Source organism: Vibrio sp. YT-15 (assembly GCF_033337445.1).
GTDB classification, from domain to species: Bacteria; Pseudomonadota; Gammaproteobacteria; order Enterobacterales; family Vibrionaceae; genus Vibrio; species Vibrio alginolyticus.
Genome location: NZ_JAWOQR010000012.1, coordinates 20568 through 44043, shown reverse-complemented (window position 1 = coordinate 44043; position 23476 = coordinate 20568). Strand labels below are relative to the sequence as shown.

The following is a 23476-nucleotide window of genomic DNA, read 5'->3' as shown; positions in this document are numbered from 1 at the left end:
AATTAAAAAGGACTGAAAGATTATGACGGCACAAATCAAACTAGAGCGTGAAGCGCACATTGCCAAGCTCACGATTAGTAACCCGCCAGCAAACACCTGGACGCTTGAATCTTTGAATCAGCTAAAAGAGTTGGCGATTGAACTCAGTAATGATCGCTCCATTTATGCGTTGGTATTAACAGGCGAAGGCGAGAAATTCTTTTCTGCTGGAGCGGATCTCAACAACTTTGCATCCGGCGATAAATCGCAAGCAGCAGATATGGCGTTCGCATTTGGTGAAGCCTTTGAAGCGCTGTCTGCGTTCGATGGTGTTTCCATCGCAGCAATTAATGGTTACGCGATGGGCGGCGGTTTGGAAGTGGCGATGGCGTGTGACATTCGCATCGCAGAAGAACAAGTACAAATGGCACTTCCTGAAGCATCGGTAGGCTTGTTGCCGTGTGCGGGCGGGACGCAAAACCTGACCGCGTTGGTAGGTGAAGGTTGGGCGAAGCGTATGATCCTGTGTGGCGAGCGTGTGACGGCCGAGCGAGCGGAAAAAATTGGGTTAGTCGAAGAGGTGGTGGCGAAAGGTCAAGCACTCGAAGCGGCTATGGAGCTAGCACAGCGTGTTGCAGGTCAATCACCGAAATCTGTGTCTGCGTGCAAAACGCTCATTCAAGGTCGACGCAGCCAAACTCACGCAGCTGGATTGGTTTTAGAGCGTGAACTGTTTTTACAGCTGTTCAATACACACGATCAGACTGAGGGTGTGAATGCGTTCTTGCAAAAGCGCAAGCCACAATGGACAAACAGCTAGCGGAGGCCAAATGACAGGTACAGTAAATGTTTCAAAACTTGAGTGCGCTGATGGCTCTGTTATTGGTGTGCTAGAGCTTGATAACCCAGCAGCTCTCAACGCGTTGAGTTACGTGATGATTGAGAAGTTGTACAAACAGCTTAATGAATGGCAAACGGACGACAGCGTCATCGCGGTATTCTTGCATGCTCAAGGTGAAAAAGCGTTTTGTGCTGGTGGTGATATTCAAGCGATCTACCGTGCACTTGAAAACAAAGAGCAAGACTTTGATTCTGCGTTTTCAGCGATGGAAACCTTCTTTGACCTCGAATATCGCTGTGACCATCTTATTCATACTTATCCAAAACCGATCATCGCGTGGGGACATGGTTATTTGATGGGCGGGGGAGTTGGCCTGTTTATGGGTGCCAGCCATCGCGTAGCAGAAACCACCACACGCTTTGCAATGCCAGAGATTAAAATTGGCCTTTACCCAGATGTAGGCGCGACGTACTTCCTGAACCAGTTGCCAAAACATTTGGCACTGTTCTTAAGTTTGACGGCTTGTCAAATTAACGCAACAGATATGAAAGCGTTGGGGTTAAGCCAATGGATTGCACAGCCAGAAAACAAGCAAGTGCTGCTGGATCTGCTTGCATCGGTAAGTTGGAAAGGTGAAGCGAACATCAACGAAAAAATCGCCACTACGCTGCGTTCGGTACACGTGGACGAGCCAACCGAAGGGATGTTGATGCCCTATGCGGAATTGATTGAGCAGTTATGTTCGGGTGACTTAGCGTCAATTGTTGATGCAATCAGCCGTGCTAACGTTGATAACAAGTGGTTCGTCAATGCGCAGAAGTCACTGAACTATGGCAGTCCGTTGTCGCTCAGTATCACTTATCAGCAGTTAACGCAGTATCAAAACCTCTCTTTGAAAGCGTGTTTTGATATGGAATTTAACCTAACACTACGTTGTGGCTTAGAAGGTGATTTTAGAGAAGGGGTTCGTGCGCTGATTATTGATAAAACCAATCAACCGACTTGGCAACATCGCACGGTTTCTGACGTAACGCCACAAGTTTTGGAGCGCTTCTTCTCGCCAATTGACTCAGCAGAATACCCACTGACCGCATCGTCGGTAGCTATAGCGGCACTTTAGTACAAGGAAGAAATACGATATGGACAAAATTGCATTTATTGGCCTTGGTAACATGGGTGCGCCTATGGCTAAGAATCTACTTAAAGCGGGCTTGAACGTCGAAGTATTTGATTTGAACCCAAACGCAGTTGAGGAGTTGACCGCATTGGGCGCTTCAAGTGCCGATTCCGTTCAGCAGGCAGTACAAGGTGTTGATGTGGTTGTCACTATGCTGCCAGCGAGCCAACACGTTCAAAGCGTTTATCTTGGTCAAGATGGCATATTAGATAGCGTCGAATCAGGCACCTTGCTGATTGATTCATCCACCATCGATCCTGCGACTGCTCGTTTGGTTGGCGAAAAAGCATCGCAACTTGGTATCAGTTTTGTTGATGCACCAGTATCTGGTGGCGTTGCGGGCGCAGCAGCAGGTACGTTAACTTTCATTGTTGGCGGCTCGCAAGAGAACTTTGTTCAAGCCAAAGCGGTGCTTAGCCACATGGGTAAAAACATCTTCCATGCGGGCTATGTTGGAGCTGGTCAGGTCGCGAAGATCTGCAATAACATGATGTTGGGCATTTTGATGAGCGGCACCTGTGAAGCACTCAATTTAGGGATGGAAAACGGACTCGATCCCAAAGTGCTTTCCGACATCATGTTGCAAAGTTCAGGGCGTAACTGGGCGCTAGAGCTTTATAACCCTTGTCCAGGTGTGATGGAAAATACGCCTGCAAGCAATGGTTATCAAGGCGGCTTTATGAGCCAGTTAATGGCTAAAGATCTGGGTCTTGCGATGGAAGCGGCGGTTGTCAGTCAAACCTCAACGCCAATGGGCAGCTTGGCTCGTAATCTGTTTAATTTTCACAACGGTCAGGGCAACGGGCAAAAAGATTTCTCAAGCTTGTTTGAGTTCTACCAAAAGCAAAATCAGGCCTAAGGAGTGCGTATGGATCTAGCAAATAAGGTTATTGCGATCACGGGGGCAGGGCAGGGGCTGGGTAAACAAATGGCACTGTCACTGGCGGAAAATGGCGTTCATCTTGCGCTTATCGACCTCAATTCAGAGCAACTGGCTGAAACGAAAGCGGAATGTGAATCTCTCGGTGTTACCGCTCGTTTTTATGTGACGAACGTGACTGACGAACAGCAGGTATGCACTGCTTTTGAGCAAATTGAGGTAGATTTCAAGCAGCTCAATGGCGTTATCAATAACGCAGGTATTATGCGTGATGGTATGTTCATTAAAGTCAAAGATGGTCAGGTTAACACGATGTCGCTGGAACAATTTCAGTCTGTTCTAGATGTGAATGTAACAGGCACTTTCCTGTGTGGCCGTGAAGCGAGCAAGGTAATGCTGAACACCGATAGCAAAGGGGTTCTGATCAACATATCCAGCGTTGCGCGTGCCGGGAATATTGGTCAAACCAACTATTCAGCATCTAAAGCGGCGGTAGCCACCATGGCAACGGTGTGGGCGAAAGAGTTAGGGCGTTTCGGAATTCGCTCAGTGGCGATTGCTCCGGGTGTCATCAAAACTGCCATGACAGACCAAATAAAACCTGAAGCGATGGAACGTTTAATCGGAATGATTCCAGTTGGACGTTTAGGTTTGGCGGATGAAATTTCATCGACCATAAAATACGTGTTAACCAACGAATTCGTGACCGGACGAGTGTTCGAAGTCGATGGCGGAATGCGAATGTAACCCCCTCTGCAACATAAAAAAGGGGAGCGAGTTTGATTGTCCGCTTCCTTCCACTTTCTCCTTTCTTTTATTGCTTCTATCTGAAAAATGTATTGGATGCATGGTCGACTGCTATCTCATCGAACGGTATAAAAATTGATTCTATTTCTAATGTGAATGGCTAGTTCTATATTGCTTGTCATGTAAATGCATTAACTCACAACTAAGACGATCTTTTGTCTCACTAACGAGATCGTCATTCTTGGTGTGTAAAAAACACTCTTATTGGTCATATTGCAACCGAAAACTATTTCGGCATCTAAAGATGGTGATTTATTATTCAGCGCAAAATACATGGGAATATGAGGCTGACTGAATAACCTTCAGTTGTCTTAATAATAAATAATCAGAGTTCTCAATTACACTGAAGTAACTACCCATTAGGGAAGAGCAATAATGTCACTATTTCATTCGCTTAGGACGATGCCGCTATTATTGGGGTGTCTGTGTTTTTCTGTTCAGGCCTCCACAGAAAAGGTGGAACAGGAAGGTAAGTTTTTACAGTCGTTAGAAGGCATCGAAAATCAAATTTACGCATTACCTCAGAGTTCTTTAGCTTTGATTGAAGCGTTAGAAGAAGAGTCTTTGCTACAAAACCAACCAACAGCGCTGTTGGTGCGTTACTGGCTGGCCAAGGCCACGGTTTTAGAGCTGCTAGGGCGCGTAGAAGAGAGTCAGAGTGTAGTTCAAAAAGGATTGGAGCTTGTGCGTCCACAGAGCCATGAGTATCTCCTGTTTAAGTTGATTCAGATGCGAACTATGGTTGGAAAGAGCGATATCGATACCGCGCTTTCTGCGTTGGATAGCTTGTTGGAAACATCGCGTGAGAATGGTGATAAGCAACTTGAATCAGAAATCCTGTTGCTAAAAGGACGCTATTACGATGAGCAAGGTGAGTTTAAAAAATCCTATGCTGCACTTATGTCGTCCATGGATGCGGCTGAATCTTCAGGTGTTCACGGGCTGGTAGAACGTGCAGCACTAGAGCTAGGTGACGTACTTGTCAAAATTCAGGGTTACGACCGATCTGAGGCGCTTTTGGAACAAGCATATCGCTATTTTAGGGATAGGCGTATGTCGTTCAATGAGTTGTTGAGCGTTTTGACGATAGCGAAACTTCATAAAGCACAGTTCCAATACGAAGAGGCGATAGCGTCATATCAGCGAGCGTTAAAGCTGGCTCAAATTATCGGTGATGGACGCTTTAGATTTCGAGTTAACCTTGAACTTGCAGCTTTATATCGCGAGACGAATCAAGAAAAGAAGATGGTTAACCACTTGAAGCTGGCGGAGAATTTACAGTACAGAGAAACGTCTAGCGCGTATTTGGCAACATTTAAGTTGTTACAAGCCGAATATATGTTAGAGCAGCAGCAATTTGAAATACTTTTAGCGATGATCGCGCCAATGCTGCCGGAGATTATAGAGAGTCGATACGTCAAGCAACAGCAAATGGAGCTACTAAAAGTCGCCGCTATGGCCTATGCGGGGAGCAATGACTTTAAACTAGCATTCGAAACTTACGGTAACTATCACGATAAATTTATCCAATTTAGCAATCAAAGAGAAGTTGAAAATCTTGAGCGCCAGCAGACGTTATTTGAGTTGGAACGACTTGAATATGAGAACGAAGATCTCAACTGGAACAATGTCTTGCAGCGTATGGAGCTAGAAAATAACCGTCGTACTTTTTACTTATTGGGTGAAGCGCTACTTGCGCTCATCGGTGTTCTATTTTTGATGGCGGTAGTATTTCTCGTCGTCAATCGCTCGCGTTTGAGAATGCGTCGCCTCGCAAAGACAGACACATTGACAGGGTTGTTCAATCGCCGTTTTTTAGAGGACTGGTTCACTAAGCCAGTAGAAGTGAGGCGTGAGCGAAAAGAGAAACCGGTACCTCAATCTAAGCAAGAAAAGATACAACAATTTGTTTTTGAGCAAGTCGAGCAAGTTAAGTACGGTTATCTAGCTTTAAATAAATGGGTAGATAGCAAACTCGATAAACAGAAAATGGTGCCAAATAAACCACAATCGGGGCCAGTAACTTTAGCGTTAATCGATGTGGATTATTTCAAGCAGGTAAATGATACCTATGGGCATGTGTTTGGAGATACCGTACTAACGGGCGTTGCCAAAGTGTTGGAGGAAACTGTACGTGAGAACGACATTGTTGCTCGCTTTGGTGGTGAAGAGTTTGTTGTTGTTATGCCCAATACAGACCATAAAAACGCCCTTATTACTGCAGAACGTTTACGTAGCGCTTTATCCCTACATGGCTTTGTTACGGAACAGAAAGAAGAAGTGAGAGTGACCTGTAGTTTTGGAGTCGTTACCACTGAAGATAATGAGATGAGTTTTAAATCACTTTGCGATCAGGCCGATAAATTGCTTTATCAAGCGAAAGCGAACGGACGCAACTGTGTGGAAGGTCGCTCGCTAGCGTAACAGAAATCAAAAGTTCAGGCTCATCGCACGATGAATCTGAACTTATCCCTCCCATTTACTTTGATAGCCAAGTGACTTTGAGATCCTTGCTTCGAATATAAAACGCTGAATCTAACATCTTAAAGTCACTTGGCGATATTACTTAAAAATGGCTTAAGGATATCGAATCGCATATTCATGGCGTTCAATATAGCCTCACTTTTTGTCTCCTTCACCTTCAAAGTGCGAATGCCACTTGTGTCTACAAAACTATAACAAACTAGTGTGTCTATTCTTTGTACAAACAAACCGTGTACAGGTGAAATGATTAGTGGTCGATATAAATTTTTTGTAGCACAGATTTTTGTTGTTCAAAAATCAACTCGTTCATCATCGTTTTAAAAATAGAGTAAGGGTTAAATATCTGATTTTATTTTCCTTATTTGTTTATTCTTAAACTAAAATCTACTTATCCCGACAAGTTCTTACCGAGCAATTTTTCGTACACCCTCAACTTTTCATCCTCTTTTACTAACATTTTTCTTTAAAAATAATTTGAGTTCGAATTAATTTTCAGGCATTTTATATTTAACTAACCGTTCAATTAAAAATAACAGGGACGCAAAATGCCAAAGGTGGGGATGCCTGAAATCAGAAAACCGCAGCTTGTGAAAGCGACAATGTCAGTGATTGATAGAGTCGGTTTACACGCGGCGAGTATTTCGTTAATCAGCAAAGAAGCCGGTGTATCAACGGGGATTATCAACCACTATTTCGGTGGTAAGCACGGATTGTTGGAGGAAACGATGCGCGAAATCTTGCGTCAGCTTTCGTCCACTATCACACAGAAGTTACGTGAGCTGCCAAGTGATGCTCATCACCAAAGAATTAACGCCATCATTGATGGTAACTTTGTCGGCTATCAGGCAGAAAACCAAGTTGCTAAGACTTGGCTGGCGTTTTGGTCGTACTCAATGCATGACGAGCAGCTCAAGCGTTTACAGCGTGTCAACGAACGACGTCTATTGTCCCACCTAAGAAAAGAACTCAAAGCATTATTAAATGCAGAGCAGGCTGAATTGGTTGCTCATGGTATTGCATCACTTATTGATGGAATTTGGCTGCGCGGAACGCTCAACCCGCAAGGCATTGATGCAGAAAGAGCGAGAATCATCATCAACGATTATCTCGAAAAACAACTTACGTTTTATTCTGAAAAAATATAAAAGTTACAGGTCTTCAAAATGGAAATGAAAGCACACTATATCAATGGTGCGATGTACGACGGGTGTTCAGATGAACACTTCACCACTTACAATCCGGCGAATGGTGAGCCATTGGCCAACATTAAACAAGCGAACCAAGACGATCTTCAAGCAGCGATTGAATCGGCAAAGAAAGGTTTTGCTGCATGGTCTGCGATGACTGCGATTGAGCGCAGCCGTATTTTACACAAAGCCGTTGCCATTTTACGTGAGCGTAATGACGATTTGGCTGCATTGGAAGTGTCAGATACTGGTAAGCCAATTCAAGAAGCTATCGCGGTTGATGTCACAACAGGTGCCGATGTTCTTGAGTACTACGCGGGCCTTGCTCCAAGTCTACAAGGTGAACAGCAGCCACTCAGCGACGATCAGTTTTTCTATACACGTCGTGAGCCATTGGGCATTTGCGCGGGTATTGGTGCTTGGAATTATCCAATTCAAATTGCGATGTGGAAATCGGCGCCAGCACTCGCTGCGGGCAACGCAATGATCTTCAAGCCATCAGAAGAAACACCATTAACGGCGCTTAAGCTCGCCGAAATTTATTCAGAAGCGGGCATGCCAGATGGCGTATTTAATGTCGTGCAAGGGGATTACCGAGTAGGACAGATGCTAACGGCGCATCCTGATATCGCAAAAGTGTCATTCACGGGTGAGTCAGGCACCGGTAAAGTCGTCATGAGTGACAGCGCTAAGACACTAAAACAAGTAACGATGGAGCTTGGTGGTAAGTCTCCACTGATTATTTTTGATGATGCGAAGTTAAACGATGCCGTTTCTGCGGCCATGGTGGCGAACTTCTACACCCAAGGTGAAGTTTGTACGCACGGTACACGCGTATTTGTCCATGAAGGTATTTATGACGACTTTATCGCACAACTTAAAGCCCGAACCGAGCTGTTAGTCGTCGGCGATCCGCTTGATGAGAACACGCAGATTGGCGCGCTAATCTCTAAAGATCATGAATCGAAAGTTTTAGGAGCGATTGAAGCCGCTAAAGCGAGTGGCGCGACGTTACTGACTGGCGGCTACAAAGTAACAGACAATGGCCTAGCTAATGGTAACTTTGTTGCTCCAACTGTATTTGTCGATTGCGATGATGCCATGAGCCACGTTCAACAAGAAATCTTTGGCCCGGTAATGTCAGTCCTGAAATTCCGCGATGAGTCGGAAGTGATTGCGCGTGCAAATGGCACCGATTATGGCTTAGCGGCAGGTGTATTTACTCAAAACCTATCTCGTGCGCATCGTGTGATCCACCAAATTCAAGCGGGTATTTGTTGGGTAAACACATGGGGTGACTCACCTGCGGAAATGCCAGTTGGCGGCTACAAGCAATCAGGTGTTGGCCGTGAAAACGGAGTCGAGACCCTTAAGCATTACACACAAACGAAGAGTGTTCTGGTTCAGCTAAGCGACTTCGAAAGCCCTTACAAATGATACCAATCGTAGTAGATAACTGACCACTTTAGCTTGTTAAAATGCTCGATAACTGCTTTGTCAATTTCGATTGTAGGTTAACTACTTATCGAAAATTTCCGCCTTGTTCTCAAGCATTTTTCCTACGCTAATTTCGTTCACTTATCTACGGTGATGAGTATTAACTCCTAGGAGAATAAAAATGCAACAACACTACGATTACATCATCGTCGGTGCGGGTTCCGCCGGCTGTGTGTTAGCGGATCGCTTAAGTGAAAGTGGTCAAAATTCGGTCCTATTACTCGAAGCGGGTGGGTCGGATAAAAGTATTTTTATCCAAATGCCAACAGCGCTTTCTTACCCGATGAACACTGAAAAATACGCGTGGCAGTTTGAGACGGTTGAAGAGCAAGGGTTGGATGGTCGCCAACTTCATTGTCCTCGCGGAAAAGTTCTGGGCGGTAGCTCATCTATCAACGGCATGGTTTACGTTCGCGGACACGCTTGTGACTTTGACCAGTGGGAAGAGGAAGGCGCGAAAGGCTGGAATTATCAGTCGTGTTTGCCTTATTTCCGTAAAGCAGAGTCTTGGATTGGTGGTGCTGATGAATATCGGGGCGATCACGGTCCAGTCGGCACATGTAACGGCAACGATATGAAGCTCAATCCACTGTACCAAGCTTTTATTGATGCAGGCAAAGAAGCGGGCTACCCAGAAACAAAAGATTACAACGGTTATCAGCAAGAGGGCTTTGGCCCAATGCATATGACCGTCGACAAAGGCGTACGCGCTTCGACCTCTAATGCATACTTAAGCCGCGCTAAAAAACGCAAAAACTTCACCCTAATGAAGAGGGTGACGGTTCATCGAGTTTTATTAGAAGAAACTGGTGCAGAAGGTAAGAAAGCGGTAGGCGTTGAATTTGAAAAGTCAGGTTCAATTCAGCAATGTTTTGCGAATAATGAAGTGATTTCGAGTGCGGGTTCGGTTGGCTCCGTTCAGCTGTTGCAGCTTTCAGGCATTGGCCCTAAGGCAGTATTAGAAAAAGCGGGCATTGAGGTGAAACACTCGTTGGAAGGGGTAGGTAAAAACCTGCAAGATCACTTAGAAGTGTACTTCCAATATCACTGTAAGCAACCTATCACGCTCAACAGCAAATTAGGCTTGGTGAGCAAGGGCTTGATTGGCACTGAGTGGATATTAACTCGCAAAGGCCTTGGTGCTACTAACCACTTTGAATCGTGTGCGTTTATCCGCTCTCGTGAAGGACTAAAGTGGCCAAATATTCAATATCACTTCTTGCCAGCGGCAATGCGCTATGACGGGCAAGCTGCTTTTGATGGTCATGGTTTCCAAGTGCACGTCGGACCTAACAAGCCAGAAAGTCGCGGGTCGGTCGAAGTTGTCTCTGCGAATCCGAATGATAAGCCGAAGATTGAGTTTAACTACATTTCCACTGAACAAGATAAGCAGGATTGGCGTGATTGTATTCGCCTTACTCGCGAGATCCTCAATCAGCCAGCCATGGATGAGTTTCGTGGGGACGAGATCCAACCCGGTCTGAACATCACAACGGATGAACAGATTGATGAATGGGTGAAGCAAAACGTCGAGAGTGCTTACCATCCATCTTGTACCTGCAAAATGGGCGCAGATAATGACCCATTAGCCGTCTTAAATGAGCGATGCCAAGTACGCGGTATTCAAGGCTTGCGTGTGGTGGACTCTTCTATTTTCCCAACCATTCCGAACGGTAATTTAAATGCGCCAACGATTATGGTGGCAGAACGCGCCGCGGATATGATTTTGGATAACGCCCTAGAAACGTCGAACAACGTACCAGTTTGGATTGCACCAGACTGGCAAGAGATGCAACGAATGCATCCGCCAAAAAGAGATCTCGATTCGATCTCATAAAATGAAAAAGTCAGTAATCATTACAAGGAATTCAACATGTCTAAGATGACAAAAATCTTCTCAACAATTGCACTAAGTACTTTAGCAACAGGCGCTTACGCCAACCAATGTGAAACGGTTCGTTTCGCAGATGTAGGTTGGACTGACATCACAGCGACCACTGCCGTTACATCAGAGTTACTTAAAGGGTTGGGGTACAAAACGAAGACCGATCTTCTGTCTGTACCTGTAACTTACTCCTCTATGGCTAATGGCGATATCGACATTTTCCTAGGTAACTGGATGCCAACGATGGAAGGTGATATCGCGAAATACCGTGATGCAGGTACTGTTGAAACCGTACGCGCGAACCTCGTTGGCGCAAAGTACACGCTAGCGGTTCCAAAATACGTTTATGACGCAGGCGTAACCAACTTCGCTGACCTAGTAAAACATGCCGACAAATTTAAAGACCGCATTTACGGCATTGAACCAGGAAACGATGGCAACCGCTTAATTCAGTCAATGATTGATAGCAACGCATTCGGCCTAAAAGATTTCAGCCTAGTTGAGTCCAGTGAAGCTGGCATGGTGTCTCAAGTATCACGTGCCGCACGCCGCAATCAATGGATTGTGTACCTAGGTTGGGCGCCGCACCCAATGAATAGTAACGTTGAAATGGAATATCTAGCGGGTGGTGATGACTTCTTCGGTCCTAACTACGGCGGCGCGAACGTCTACACAAACGTACGTAAAAATTACCTCGCTGAGTGTCCAAATGTAGGTCAGCTAGTGAAAAATCTAGAGTTTAACCTAGAAATGGAAAATGAACTGATGGAAGCGATTCTTAACCAGAAACAGAAGCCATCAAAAGCAGCGCAAGCATGGTTGAATGCAAACCAAGAGCAAATTGAAGCGTGGCTAGAGGGCGTGAAAACGGTAGATGGCCAAGATGCGCTAACAGCTATTACAAACTACTTAAAAACAAACGCTTAATAAGCAGTATTTGAGCTCGTTTTTTTAAAAGAAAGTGGGCAGAGTTTTGCCCGCTTCATTAACACAAAGGTTTTATTTTGAATTTTATTACGGACAACAAACTACCGTTGGGCCAATGGATGGAAACTGGCGTCGATTGGTTAACCATCAATGCATCGGGTTTTTTCGATGCAATCTCTATTACACTTGAAACGATCATTCTTTTCGTGGTGGACATTTTTAAATGGATGCCACCTGCAGCGCCAATCATTATGACGGCGGCAATTGCTTGGTTCTTACATCGCAGCATTCCTCTTGTCGTATTTATCGTGTTGGCCTTACTCGCAATTCTCAACCTTGGTTACTGGCAAGAAATGCTGGAAACCTTTGTCCTTGTGTTTGCAGCGACAACGATTTCCGTATTAATTGGCGTGCCGTTGGGCATTATGGCGGCGCACCGTCCTTGGTTATACACCTTGTTGCGGCCAATACTCGATTTGATGCAGACCGTACCGACATTCGTTTACCTAATTCCAACCTTGGTTCTGTTTGGCTTAGGTATTGTCCCTGGTCTAATCTCGACCATCATTTTCGCTATCGCTGCGCCAATTCGATTGACGTACCTCGGCATTATTAAAGTGCCGGAGGAGCTACTTGAAGCGGGTAAAGCATTTGGTGCCAGCCGCATGAAGCTACTGTTTAAGGTGGAGTTACCTGCGGCATTGCCAAGTATTATGGCTGGCGTTACGCAATGTATTATGTTGTCTTTGTCTATGGTTGTCATTGCGGCGCTTGTTGGTGCTGATGGGCTTGGTAAGCCAGTCGTACGTGCACTGAATACGGTAAACATTTCACAAGGTTTTGAAGCGGGTTTAGCGATTGTACTCGTTGCCATCATTCTTGACCGCTTGTGTAAAGCACCAAACCAGAAGGAGTCATAATCATGGACGCTATTACTATTAAAAATCTTGATGTCGTTTTTGGTCAGCAACAAGCACAGGCGCTAGCACTACTAGATCAAGGGAAATCTCGACAAGAAATCATTGATGAAACTGGCCAAGTGGTTGGGGTTGATAATGTTTCGCTGAACGTGAAACAGGGTGAGATCTGTGTCTTGATGGGGCTTTCAGGCTCGGGTAAATCAAGTTTGCTGCGAACGGTTAACGGATTGAACGATATTTCTCGTGGCTCTCTGAAAATCAAAGATGGCGACGATATGGTTGAGCTCTCTAACTGTGACGAACAGAAACTGCGCCACCTTCGTACGCACCGCGTGTCCATGGTGTTTCAGAAGTTTGCATTGATGCCATGGTTAACGGTGTTAGACAATGTAGCGTTTGGTCTAGAGATGCAAGGCATTGGTAAAGCAGAGCGTCGTAAAAAGGCGCGTGAACAGCTCGAAATGGTCGGTTTATCTGAGTGGGAAACCAAATTCCCGCACGAGCTTTCTGGTGGTATGCAGCAGCGTGTTGGCCTAGCGCGAGCGTTTGCGATGGACACTGATATCTTGTTAATGGATGAACCGTTTTCAGCACTTGATCCATTGATTCGTGCTCAGCTTCAAGATGAATTGATTCTGCTTCAAGAAAAGCTAAACAAAACCATTCTTTTTGTGAGTCACGACTTGGATGAAGCACTTAAAATCGGTAACAACATCGCCATTATGGAATCAGGAAAGCTGATTCAACATGGCAAGCCAGAACAGATCATTCTTGCTCCAGAAAACGATTATGTGGCGGACTTTGTTGCTCACACTAATCCATTAAATGTGCTGAAGGGACGTTCCTTAATGCGTGACGATTTGGTTCGCGAAGATACGCGTGTTCTAATTTGCCCTGACAAAGATATTTGGGTGATACAAGAGAGCAAGGGGTTAAGTTTAGCGGATAAAGATAAATCGTTGATTCAATGGAAGAGCGACTCTTCGAACCTTGACGAAGTTAATGAAAACTCTCTGGTTCAGGTTAGTCCAGAAATCAGTATGCGAGAAGCGATTGAACTTAAACAGCGTAGCAATCAGCCTCTGCTTATGGTTGAAGATAATAAGTTGGTTGGTGTGTTAAGCGACAATGAGCTTTACGATGCATTGCTTGGTAATTTTAAGTCAGAGCAAGTTGCGTAAAGTTGACGCAGAACCAAGTAAAAAAGAGCCGCACATTAATGCGGCTCTTTTTAGTTTAAACAATGAGTTAAGTCGCTAAGCTAAGACAATGGTCGACTATAGAGTCGTAATTACGTCATCCATTGCAAGGCGTGCTTTTGGAAGACCATGATTATAATCTTCCCCATCTTTATGGTAGCCAATCGCCAGCGCAACTTCACAAATATGGCCCTCGAGCTCTTCTTTAAACTCTTCTCCAATCAGAGCCGGATCGACACCTTCCATCGGTGTTGAATCAATGCCTAGTCGTGCCAATGTGTGTAGTAGGTTGCCTAGTGCCAAATAGACTTGTGCTTTTGTCCAGTTTCCGTTGAAGCCATTTTCGTCCGTATTTGCATCGGCAAAAGCGTAAGCACCCATAAAGTTGTTGTACATCTCCGCTGGCAAGTGGCCAGATGTTACTTCTGCATCCACACGCTTCGCAAATTTCTCTTTAGTAAATTTAGGATCGTAAGCAAACAGAATCGTATGTGATGCGGCTTTCGCGTGTGGTTGGTTAAACTGATGCATATTTGCAAACGTATTGTGGAAACGTTGCTTCGCTTCATCACTTTCAATAACGATGAATTTCCATGGTTGTGAGTTGATAGAAGACGCCGACAAACGCAGTGCTTCTTTGATTATCGCCATGTCTTCTTGAGAAACGCGCTTGGTTTCATCATATTTTTTTGCAGTGTAACGGCTATTTAGATCGGTAATGATTTGATGGGACACGTTTATATCCTCTTTATGTGATGACAGATGAGGATGCACTAGCATCGACAACCATGCGTACCTCGAATATGGGTTCATGATAATGGATATTTTTTCATTGATAAGAGGGTGTTTATTTAAATCACTTTTTACTTTTTGTTGAAAATCGATGTGAGTTGATCGATTTGAAACTTAAAAGTCCTTATTTGGAAGCTTTTATTTGATATTAAATTAAACTCATATTGAGGCGTAGGGGAAAGCAACATGAACGTGATTGAAGTTTTTAATGATAGCTATGAACGTTGTACTTCAGATCAGGAGTTTTTCGACTTGTTCTACAAAAATTTATGGTCGAAAAGTGCCAACTTTAGACAGAAGTTTGACGGTATAGACATGCACCAACAAGTGAGAATGCTTAGAGGGTCTATTGTATTTTTTATGATGGCAGATACCTCGACCGAAGCGCACAAAATGGTGGAAAAGTATGGGAAAAAGCATGCAAGTGCAGATATTGGTATAGAGCCGCAGGATTTTGATGTTTGGCTTGAGAGTTTGTTAGAAACGGTTCGACAGTGTGATTCCGGGTATGATGCCGATGTTGAAACCGCTTGGCGAACATGCTTTAAAACGGGCTTAGAAGTAATGAAACAAGAATGTGATAAAGAAGATAGGCACATCCTTAAAGCGAGTACCAAATAAGGAAGTAACGTGAGTGGTCGTTACTTCCTAGGGGCAGAATCTTACTTATCTTGTGTCTCTTTATTCTTTTTCACCGCTTCGGCGATATCACTGACAGCTTCGACAAGATTGATCGGCATTGGAAAAATAATAGTGGATGTTTTGTCTGTAGTGATTTCAGTGAGTGTCTGCATGTAACGTAATTGCAGTGCATTCGGTGCTTCGTTGAGCATTTGCGCTGCTTCTTTTAATTTATTTGAAGCCTCTAACTCGCCAGTAGCGTGAATGATCTTCGCCCTACGGTTACGTTCTGCTTCTGCCTGACGGGCTAGGGCTCTGACCATGCTGTCATTTAAATCAACATGTTTGACTTCAACCGTAGCAATCTTGATTCCCCAGTCATCAGTCTGTTGATCGAGAATGGATTGTAAATCCTTATTGAGGCGTTCTCGCTCTGATAGCAATTCATCGAGTTCATGCTGACCCAATACCGAGCGCAGCGTGGTTTGTGCTAACTGACTGGTGGCATCGCTGTAGCTTTCAATATTGTTAATCGCCATTTGAGGATCGACTACGCGAAAATAAACGACTGCGTTTACGCGCACAGAAACGTTATCTTTGGTAATTAAATCTTGTGTCGGCACATCCAAAACGACAGTACGTAAATCAACCCTCACCATTTGCTGAATAAATGGGATAAGGATGATCAAACCAGGTCCTTTGACTTCTTGAAATCGACCAAGAAAGAACACAACCCCACGTTCGTATTCTCTCAAAACCTTGAACATTTGGGTCGCTAGTGCGAACAGCAGCACCACGATCACCGCAACGGTATAGAGCATCATAAAGCGCCTCCTATTTATTTTGGCGGTCATCAGGCATCACAGTTAAGGTCAGCCCTTTAACATTAACAATGGTGACGTGATCACCTTGTTTGAATTGTTGATGGTCTTTGGCTTTAGCTCGCCATAACGCACCGTTGAGTTGAACGCGTCCTTCGCCATCGATAAAGTCATCGCTTACCACGGCGACCTTCCCAGGGTAAGTCTCTAAACCCGTCGTTACACGCCGGCGACGAATTTTGAGCAGCAGGCCGACGGTCAGCACGATTAGAGCCACGGAAAATATGGCAATACCAAAAATCAAAGGAAGGGCGATCTGGAATCCTGGTAACTCACTGTCCATGAGAAATATCGAACCGAGTACAAAGGCGACAACGCCGCCTAAGCCCAAAATACCAAAGCTCGGGCTGAATGCTTCCGCTATCATTAGTGCAATACCGAGTAACAGCAGACCAAGACCTGCGTAGTTGACGGGCATCATTTGTAGTGCGTACATGGCAAGAAGCAGACAAATCCCACCTAGCACACCGGGTAAGCCAATTCCTGGGTTGTAAAATTCAAGAAGTAAACCGTAGATGCCGATGAGCATTAGAATGTAGGCAACGTTTGGATTGGTGATAACGGCTAGCATTTCTGCTCGCCAATCTGGCGTTCTTTCAACCCATGTTGGATTTTCAAGTGACAATGTCACAGTGCGATTGTTTACTTTAACTGTTTGCCCATCTATGGCTTTGACTAAGTCCTCTGGCGAATTGGCGATGTAATCGATCACGTTTAATTCTAATGCTTCTGTTGCATCCAAGCTCGCCGCTTCGCTTACTGCTTTCTCTGCCCATTCTGCATTTCGTCCATGAAGTTTTGCTAAGCCTTTAATGTAGGCTTTGGCGTCGTTAATTACCTTTTTCTCCATTGCGGTTTTAGCGGGAACTTTCTCTGAGCTTTCGTTGGTTCCTTCTGGCGTTTCTTCCGCGTTTTGATCTTTGCCATCATCCGATGAAGGAGGTTGAGGCGTACCACCTAACGCGACGGGCGTTGCAGCTCCGAGGTTTGTCGCTTCAGCCATGGCGGCTACGTGACTAGCGAGCAAGATGTATGTTCCTGCACTGGCAGCTCTAGAACCAGATGGGCCGACCCAAGTTGCAACGGGAGTCGAGGAGGTGGTAATCGCGTGAATAATATCTCGCATTGCGCTATCTAAGCCGCCTGGTGTGTCCATCTCTAAGATCACTAAACTGACACCGTTTAGTTGAGCTTCTTCTATTTCACGAGATAAATAGTCGCTAGTAGCAGGCCCTATAGCGCCTTTGACAGGAACAATCCAAACAGTATTCGCCAGTGCTTGACTGGCCATCAAGAGTAAAGGTAAGAACCATATCCATAGTCGTTTCATGCAGTCCTCCTTGTGTTGTCACAGGGACTTTTTGAAATCCTAATTCAAGTATATCCAAATAACTTAGAGATGCTTGAGTATAGGTTCTAATGAATAAGTTCCCGAGGCTAATTAGGAGACTACATTTTTATATATAAACGCTGTGTGAGATAGTAAACTAAAGCAACTTATTGGTAATTGTGATGTTTATGTTTATTGTCCAGCGTTTGATTAAGTTGGCCGTTATCTGTGCCGTTTTCTTTACTATTTTCGATCTGATCTCCTATGGAGAGGTGACTTGGTTTCAACGGTTTTTGGCTTTTCTACACTAAACTCAGATTTCAATACGTTAGCTACTCATAAGGCGATAGGTTTCTTCATATTCGCCTTATTACTCCCTCTTCAACCAAAGCCTTAAACAAAGCAATACTTAACTCGTTTTTTCAACTTCCTGTCGGTGGAAAAAACGCCAAAATGCAACTAAATTCATATCAATGACAAGTTTAAGGTATGTAGTTGATGAGGCAATTCAGCGCAATCGCACTAGCTGTTGTAACACTCATTTTGAGCCAAACAACAACCGCAAGAAACGCGAAGATGTTAGGTGATATCTCCCTAGTTCAGCCCATACAGGGTGATCCTAATGTGGATATTAAGCTAGCGAGAATTGGCTGGCATCTCTTCCGCGATCCTCAATTATCGTCAAATGGTAATGTCAGCTGCGCGACATGCCACAATCTGCAAACCAATGGCGCTGAAAATATACCAGTCTCTACGGGGGTGAAAGGTGATGGAATTAGAAATTCTATAACAGTGTTTAATGCAGCGTTAAATTATCGTTTTTTATGGGATGGTACGGAAAACACCTTGATGGCTCAGATTGATGGTCCAATCCATAATCCAATGGAAATGGACTCAAACTGGCAAACAATAGAGCAATATGTAAAAGAGAGTGAACATTATCAAGCGCTATTTAATCGTGACGGTGAATTGCCGATTAACGTTCATAATATCAAGTCCGCTATAGTGGAGTTTGTTGAAGGGCTGCAGACGCCTGGCGCACCATTCGATGCTTACTTATTGGGTTACACGCATGTACTGAGTGAACAGCAAATCAGAGGTTGGAAAACATTTCAGACTTCAGGTTGTGTGCAGTGTCATCAGGGCAAAAATATCGGCGGAGCGATGATCCAAAGGTTCGCCTATTTCAAGGATAAGCCAGTAGTAGAGGATTCGGGCAGGCAGCTCGTTACGATAGAGGATGAAGAGCGATTCTATTTTAGAGTAGCCAGTTTACGCAATGTCGCGCTAACGAGTCCTTATTTTCATAATGGGCAAGTCGATAAGTTATCCGACGCGATACAAATCATGGCTAAAACCCAGCTCGGTATAACGATGAACGATGAGAATGTCGCGGACATTGAAGCATTCTTGCAGTCGTTGACAGCACCTAGACCCATAATTTTAGAGGTGTTGGAAAATGAATAAATTCAAACTGATCAACTTTTGCTTTTTTATTGGGATACTGACGTGCTGCACACTGGCGTATATGTCGTATATGAACTCAAAAAACGCTCAAGAATTTCATGCAGAGCTAATGAACATCGGACATGAGTTGATTGAAGAGCGTGATGTTATCGTGAACCGATATGCCGTTGAAGATAGGAAAAACTATGAGTTAACAACATCTTTAGTAGAGATAGAAATCGCAGCACAGGCACTGTTGGAATCATCAAAGGCATCAGTTTGGTTTCCCGTGACACCCAATCGTATAAAAGTTAGGGATACGCTTGAACAGTTTAAGGAGCGAGTGCTTCAAACAACGTTGAAGCTTGATATGTTAATTGGTGTTCAGGTAGAAAATCGGTATGCATTACTCATGTTGTTCAATTTATATCAGCAAGAGGTTTCTACCGAGAGCGGTCAATCATTGGGTGGCAGTCGTTATTTTGAATTTCTCAACCAGTTGCTTCTAACACAAACTGAAGTTGAGAGTGAAAAAGAAGCGAACTTCCTTAAACGGCTTCAAACGAGTGATAAAAGAATTGAATTGCTGACGAATGAACTGCTTGATCACACTTATATTGAGTTTGTCGAAAGCTCAGAGCATCGGTTACTCAATATTGCTCAAAGTGAGGCGCGTTTTACGTGGTTGTTTGTATTTATCGCGGTGATGTTTCTAGTTAGCGCGTTTGTTTATCAGTCACATCACCGAATGCATAACTTAAAACAGTTGAATCTTGAAATTGAAGAGGCGAGAAACAAAGCCGAGCGAGCGGCAAAAGCGAAATCAAATTTTCTTGCTGCAATGAGTCACGAACTAAGAACGCCGATGAATGGCGTACTAGGGCTTTCTCAAATGATTGCAGAAGAGACCAAAGAGCCGACGACGAAAGAGCACATTAGGGTTATTCTTGACTCTGGCCAGCATCTGATGACTATCCTCAACGATATTTTGGATTTTTCTAAAGTTGAAGAAAACAAACTGGAATTTGAGCAAGCTAAGTTTAAGCTCGATCAAGTGCTTTCTCCGGTGTGTAGCGCAATAAAACCACTTGTTGATGAAAAAAATATCGAGCTAATCTTGGAAAACGAGGTTTCTGAATATACTGAATTTACTGGGGATTGTGCGCGTTTACGACAGATCTTATTTAATCTCGCCGGTAACGCGGTGAAGTTTACCAATGAAGGGCATGTGCTGGTTAGAACCGAGTTAGATGAATCGAATCAGTTGTTGGTCATGCGCGTGAGCGACACCGGTATTGGTATTGCGCCAGACAAGCACGAGCATATTTTTAACTCGTTTGAGCAAGCAGACTCATCAACGACTCGAAGGTTCGGCGGAACAGGGCTTGGGTTAGCCATCGTCAAAAAACTAACCGATTTGATGGGTGGTCATATTACTCTGAAGAGTATAGAAGGCGTTGGAAGTCAATTTATCGTTGAGTTGCCGATTCCTTGGGTAGAATCTGCTCCGAAAAAGCAGCAAGAAGCACCGAAACCTCGCGCAAAATCACACCATTTAAAGATACTACTTGCTGATGATAACCGTGTGAATGCCATTGTGGCAAAAGGGTTTTGCGAAAAGCTTGGGCATGAAGTGGATGTTGCAGAAAATGGATTAATCGCGGTTAAAAAGGCGAAAGAGAACGAGTACGACCTGATCTTGATGGACAACCACATGCCCGAGATGAATGGTGTTGAGGCGACACGCGTTATCCGACAAGAGTTAGGTATCAAGACATTACTCTTTGCGTACACGGCAGACGTATTTCGTGAAGCTCACGATAGCTTTATTGAAGCAGGAGCAGACCATGTGCTTACAAAACCGCTACAGCATGAGAGCTTTTCAGACGCTCTCAAACAGTTTGCAGCCAGACTCGAACCGAAACGGAATCCGCCACTAACGAATGACAGCAATGTGCTTCAGTTGCAACGTAAGCCAATCGAGAACTTAAGGTTAACAGAGGAAGAACTCTCCCACTCAGGCATGTTTGCTTCTTTACGAGATGAGCCAGAAGCGCTCGACGAGCTGCTAAAAAGCATTATTGTCGATTTTGAGACATCTGTTGATGAGCTTATTGAATACTTTATGGCTGAAGACTTTGCTTCATTAGAGCTGACGTTGCACAAAACGAAAGGGATGGCACTGAACCTAAGTTTACCTATTTTGGCGAGCCAAACGGAGGCCCTGGAAACTCAACTTAAAGCCAACCAAAGTCCCGAGATTGAGCAGTTGCAGATGCTGATCAATCGGTTACAGGTCAACATCCATCAGTCTCATAGACTTTTGGATGATATCCAGAAGAACAATGCCGATCCTCAACAGATTTTATAGTCCCTGTGAGTGCGATGCTTTCCTTAACTCATTTTGTTGTGGTTTACTGTGGCAAGGACGGATAGTGTTGATTCGTCGTCGGAAAATCAGGGAGTTAGAATGAGTAAGCATTCCGCTTTAATCAAATGGCATCGTAAAGCTGGCGAAGAGTTTAGTGATAATAAGTATAGTAGGGCACACATTTGGCAATTTGATGGAGGGTTGCAAGTCCCAGCATCTCCATCTCCCCACGTAGTACCATTACCACTATCCGTAGAAGAAAATGTTGATCCAGAAGAAGCGTTTGTCGCGGCACTTTCTAGTTGTCATATGCTCGTTTTCCTGTCTATTGCAGCAAAGCGACGTTATGTTGTGGACAGTTACTTAGATGAAGCGGTGGGGGAGCTTGAAAAAGGCGAAAACGGAAAAGAGTGGGTATCAAAGGTGACGTTAAACCCTGAGATAACATTTTCAGGTGAAAAACAACCGACACCATCTCAATTAGAAAAACTGCACCACATGGCCCATGAGAATTGCTTTATCGCCAACTCCGTTAAAACAGAAGTGACAACGCTTATTGCGAATTAAGTGAAGCTCTTTATCGAAAGCGCGGCCTATTACAGAGTTATATTAAGCCAGCAGTCATCCTGCTGGCTCGTTCATCTAGACGACACCTTGCTCAATCATTGCATCAGCGACTTTTCTAAAGCCTGCAATGTTGGCGCCTAAAACTAAATTTCCAGGTTGGCCAAACTCTTTACTGGTTTCGTTTGCATTGATGAAAATATTTTTCATGATGGTTTGCAACTGACTATCCACTTGTTCAAACGTCCAGTTTTGCATGCTGGCGTTTTGCGCCATTTCAAGTTGACTGGTTGCAACACCGCCTGCATTGGCTGCTTTGGCAGGCCCATAAGCTATGTCTGAGTCCACGATAATATTGGCAGCATCACGGGTGGTTGGCATGTTCGCCCCTTCACTAATCAAAATACATCCGTTTTCGATAAGAGCCAGTGCGTCGTCTGACGTTAATTCATTTTGAGTCGCACAAGGGAAGGCAGCATCAGCCTGATATCGCCAAACAGCATGCCCTTCATTAGGATAGTCGCCCTCTGGTGTGTATTCTGCTTCAGGGTAAGTTTCTAAATATTCTTCTAAGCTTGCTCTATTCACTTCTTTCAGTTGTTTGAGGAGCTTAAGATCAATACCGTGCTCATGATAGATCGTACCTCGAGAGTCGCTGCATGTAACCGGCGTTGCTCCCATATGGTACAGTTTTTCAATGGCGTAGATAGCCACGTTGCCAGCACCAGAAACGAGGCAAGTTTTCCCCTTCAATGAATCGTTGCGGTCGTTGAGCATGCATTCTGCAAAATAGACGGCGCCATATCCTGTCGCTTCTTTTCTGGCGAGTGAGCCACCCCAAAGAAGACTCTTGCCTGTAAGCACACCTTCGTAGCGCCCCGTCAATCGTTTGTATTGACCAAACATATAGCCAATTTCGCGCGCCCCGACGCCGATATCGCCTGCGGGTACATCGGTGGCAGGACCGATGTGACGGTACAACTCGTTCATAAATGATTGGCAAAATCGCATGATCTCGCCGTCGGATTTTCCTTTAGGATCGAAGTTTGAACCGCCTTTGCCGCCACCGATAGGAAGGCCAGTCAGTGCGTTTTTAAAGATTTGCTCAAAGCCGAGAAATTTTATGATGCTCGCATTGACTGAGTGATGGAATCTCAATCCTCCTTTGTACGGCCCCAAAGCAGAGTTGAATTCAACTCGATAACCTTTGTTTACTTGTACATTTCCAGCATCATCAACCCAAGGAACTCGAAACATGATTTGACGTTCTGGCTCGACGATCCTCTGGATAATCGCTTGTTCCTTATATTTATTATTGCCTTCAATTACCGGCGCGAGAGAAGTTAATACTTCTTCTACCGCTTGGTAAAATTCTTTTTGCGCAGGGCTACTGTGTTGCAACGCAACAATAGTATCGTGTATGTATGACATAGATTTCTTCCTTGATGTGAATAAGCAATCAGTTTATATGAATGTATTTCCATTAAATAGTGATTTTGACCAAGATTCAATGGTTGTAGTGGTCTTTCCTGCGGATGAGAATGTGCAGCTTCTAACCCAGGCAGTGTTGGTTGAGATAGGTAGGGCGAGCTAAGTAAGCGGGTGGTTGAGTGATCAGTTTCACATATAACAAGCAGAAATCACTTTAGTCGATGTTGTTGTGCAGTTACGCAAATTGTTCATGTTAA

Annotated in this window: 19 protein-coding genes; 15 read left to right on the top strand and 4 right to left on the bottom strand. The window is 44.4% G+C overall.

Features of this window, described 5'->3' with window-relative positions; translation table 11 throughout:
• Nucleotides 1–22 precede the first annotated feature (22 nt).
• From R7D93_RS19190 to choV, 11 genes are all read left to right on the top strand, one after another.
• Complete coding sequence (locus R7D93_RS19190) at nucleotides 23–799, top strand: enoyl-CoA hydratase (protein ID WP_025767890.1); 777 nt, start codon at nucleotides 23–25, stop codon at nucleotides 797–799.
• A gap of 10 nt (nucleotides 800–809) precedes the next feature.
• Nucleotides 810–1940, top strand: a complete 1131-nt coding sequence (locus R7D93_RS19185) for an enoyl-CoA hydratase/isomerase family protein (protein ID WP_025767889.1) — start codon at nucleotides 810–812, stop codon at nucleotides 1938–1940.
• A gap of 19 nt (nucleotides 1941–1959) precedes the next feature.
• Complete coding sequence (gene mmsB, locus R7D93_RS19180; protein ID WP_149192083.1) at nucleotides 1960–2856, top strand: 3-hydroxyisobutyrate dehydrogenase; 897 nt, start codon at nucleotides 1960–1962, stop codon at nucleotides 2854–2856.
• Nucleotides 2857–2865: 9 nt separating this feature from the next.
• Nucleotides 2866–3624, top strand: coding sequence for an SDR family oxidoreductase (locus tag R7D93_RS19175; protein WP_151515661.1), 759 nt, complete (start codon nucleotides 2866–2868; stop codon nucleotides 3622–3624).
• A gap of 462 nt (nucleotides 3625–4086) precedes the next feature.
• On the top strand, nucleotides 4087–6108 hold the full coding sequence (locus R7D93_RS19170; protein WP_081051365.1) for a tetratricopeptide repeat-containing diguanylate cyclase: 2022 nt from the start codon (nucleotides 4087–4089) through the stop codon (nucleotides 6106–6108).
• Nucleotides 6109–6713: 605 nt separating this feature from the next.
• Complete coding sequence (betI, locus tag R7D93_RS19165; RefSeq protein WP_017820329.1) at nucleotides 6714–7313, top strand: transcriptional regulator BetI; 600 nt, start codon at nucleotides 6714–6716, stop codon at nucleotides 7311–7313.
• 18 nt (nucleotides 7314–7331) lie between these two features.
• Complete coding sequence (betB, locus tag R7D93_RS19160) at nucleotides 7332–8792, top strand: betaine-aldehyde dehydrogenase (RefSeq protein WP_149192081.1); 1461 nt, start codon at nucleotides 7332–7334, stop codon at nucleotides 8790–8792.
• Between the two features lie 181 nt (nucleotides 8793–8973).
• Entirely contained in the window at nucleotides 8974–10689 is a 1716-nt protein-coding gene (gene betA, locus R7D93_RS19155; RefSeq protein WP_005373209.1) for a choline dehydrogenase, read from the top strand.
• Between the two features lie 36 nt (nucleotides 10690–10725).
• On the top strand, nucleotides 10726–11664 hold the full coding sequence (locus R7D93_RS19150) for a choline ABC transporter substrate-binding protein (RefSeq protein WP_005382646.1): 939 nt from the start codon (nucleotides 10726–10728) through the stop codon (nucleotides 11662–11664).
• Nucleotides 11665–11741: 77 nt separating this feature from the next.
• Nucleotides 11742–12584, top strand: a complete 843-nt coding sequence (choW, locus tag R7D93_RS19145) for a choline ABC transporter permease subunit (protein ID WP_149192080.1) — start codon at nucleotides 11742–11744, stop codon at nucleotides 12582–12584.
• A 2-nt stretch (nucleotides 12585–12586) separates the two neighbouring features.
• Entirely contained in the window at nucleotides 12587–13765 is a 1179-nt protein-coding gene (gene choV / locus R7D93_RS19140; protein WP_042523602.1) for a choline ABC transporter ATP-binding protein, read from the top strand.
• A 96-nt stretch (nucleotides 13766–13861) separates the two neighbouring features.
• Here choV and R7D93_RS19135 read toward each other — a convergent pair whose 3' ends face one another.
• Nucleotides 13862–14518, bottom strand: a complete 657-nt coding sequence (locus R7D93_RS19135) for an NAD(P)H-dependent oxidoreductase (RefSeq protein WP_064354707.1) — start codon at nucleotides 14516–14518, stop codon at nucleotides 13862–13864.
• 243 nt (nucleotides 14519–14761) lie between these two features.
• Here R7D93_RS19135 and R7D93_RS19130 point away from each other — a divergent pair, with 243 nt between their 5' ends.
• A complete protein-coding gene (locus R7D93_RS19130; protein WP_149192078.1) occupies nucleotides 14762–15196 on the top strand; it encodes a globin in 435 nt (144 codons plus the stop codon).
• Nucleotides 15197–15237: 41 nt separating this feature from the next.
• On the opposite strand, the gene R7D93_RS19125 is transcribed toward R7D93_RS19130, so the two are convergent.
• Together R7D93_RS19125 and R7D93_RS19120 are read right to left on the bottom strand one after the other, a co-directional pair.
• Nucleotides 15238–16020 carry a slipin family protein gene (locus tag R7D93_RS19125; protein ID WP_005373196.1) on the bottom strand — a complete coding sequence of 261 codons (783 nt, stop codon included), beginning with the start codon at nucleotides 16018–16020 and terminating at the stop codon, nucleotides 15238–15240.
• A gap of 10 nt (nucleotides 16021–16030) precedes the next feature.
• Nucleotides 16031–17407, bottom strand: coding sequence for an NfeD family protein (locus tag R7D93_RS19120; protein WP_213965462.1), 1377 nt, complete (start codon nucleotides 17405–17407; stop codon nucleotides 16031–16033).
• A gap of 498 nt (nucleotides 17408–17905) precedes the next feature.
• On the opposite strand from R7D93_RS19120, the gene R7D93_RS19115 reads away from it, so the two are divergent.
• The 3 genes from R7D93_RS19115 (at nucleotide 17906) to R7D93_RS19105 (ending at nucleotide 21791) form a co-directional block, all read left to right on the top strand.
• The gene (locus R7D93_RS19115; protein WP_086047464.1) at nucleotides 17906–18874 is read left to right on the top strand and encodes a cytochrome-c peroxidase; all 969 of its coding nucleotides are present in this window, start codon (nucleotides 17906–17908) and stop codon (nucleotides 18872–18874) included.
• Nucleotides 18867–21224 carry an ATP-binding protein gene (locus R7D93_RS19110; protein ID WP_225496013.1) on the top strand — a complete coding sequence of 786 codons (2358 nt, stop codon included), beginning with the start codon at nucleotides 18867–18869 and terminating at the stop codon, nucleotides 21222–21224. The genes R7D93_RS19115 and R7D93_RS19110 overlap by 8 nt, the downstream gene beginning before the upstream one ends.
• A gap of 99 nt (nucleotides 21225–21323) precedes the next feature.
• A complete protein-coding gene (locus R7D93_RS19105) occupies nucleotides 21324–21791 on the top strand; it encodes an OsmC family protein (protein ID WP_053304737.1) in 468 nt (155 codons plus the stop codon).
• 75 nt (nucleotides 21792–21866) lie between these two features.
• On the opposite strand, the gene gdhA is transcribed toward R7D93_RS19105, so the two are convergent.
• On the bottom strand, nucleotides 21867–23219 hold the full coding sequence (gene gdhA, locus R7D93_RS19100) for an NADP-specific glutamate dehydrogenase (protein ID WP_213867661.1): 1353 nt from the start codon (nucleotides 23217–23219) through the stop codon (nucleotides 21867–21869).
• Nucleotides 23220–23476: the final 257 nt, after the last annotated feature.

Coding starts and splice junctions, on each gene's coding strand:
- R7D93_RS19150 (WP_005382646.1), top strand. CDS start 10,726: ATGTCTAAGATGACAAAAATCTTCTCAACAATTGCACTAAGTACTTTA.
- R7D93_RS19105 (WP_053304737.1), top strand. CDS start 21,324: ATGAGTAAGCATTCCGCTTTAATCAAATGGCATCGTAAAGCTGGCGAA.
- R7D93_RS19175 (WP_151515661.1), top strand. CDS start 2,866: ATGGATCTAGCAAATAAGGTTATTGCGATCACGGGGGCAGGGCAGGGG.
- gdhA (WP_213867661.1), bottom strand. CDS start 23,219: ATGTCATACATACACGATACTATTGTTGCGTTGCAACACAGTAGCCCT.
- betI (WP_017820329.1), top strand. CDS start 6,714: ATGCCAAAGGTGGGGATGCCTGAAATCAGAAAACCGCAGCTTGTGAAA.
- mmsB (WP_149192083.1), top strand. CDS start 1,960: ATGGACAAAATTGCATTTATTGGCCTTGGTAACATGGGTGCGCCTATG.
- R7D93_RS19110 (WP_225496013.1), top strand. CDS start 18,867: ATGAATAAATTCAAACTGATCAACTTTTGCTTTTTTATTGGGATACTG.
- R7D93_RS19185 (WP_025767889.1), top strand. CDS start 810: ATGACAGGTACAGTAAATGTTTCAAAACTTGAGTGCGCTGATGGCTCT.
- R7D93_RS19170 (WP_081051365.1), top strand. CDS start 4,087: ATGCCGCTATTATTGGGGTGTCTGTGTTTTTCTGTTCAGGCCTCCACA.
- betB (WP_149192081.1), top strand. CDS start 7,332: ATGGAAATGAAAGCACACTATATCAATGGTGCGATGTACGACGGGTGT.
- R7D93_RS19190 (WP_025767890.1), top strand. CDS start 23: ATGACGGCACAAATCAAACTAGAGCGTGAAGCGCACATTGCCAAGCTC.
- R7D93_RS19120 (WP_213965462.1), bottom strand. CDS start 17,407: ATGAAACGACTATGGATATGGTTCTTACCTTTACTCTTGATGGCCAGT.
- R7D93_RS19115 (WP_086047464.1), top strand. CDS start 17,906: ATGAGGCAATTCAGCGCAATCGCACTAGCTGTTGTAACACTCATTTTG.
- betA (WP_005373209.1), top strand. CDS start 8,974: ATGCAACAACACTACGATTACATCATCGTCGGTGCGGGTTCCGCCGGC.
- choV (WP_042523602.1), top strand. CDS start 12,587: ATGGACGCTATTACTATTAAAAATCTTGATGTCGTTTTTGGTCAGCAA.
- R7D93_RS19130 (WP_149192078.1), top strand. CDS start 14,762: ATGAACGTGATTGAAGTTTTTAATGATAGCTATGAACGTTGTACTTCA.
- R7D93_RS19125 (WP_005373196.1), bottom strand. CDS start 16,020: ATGATGCTCTATACCGTTGCGGTGATCGTGGTGCTGCTGTTCGCACTA.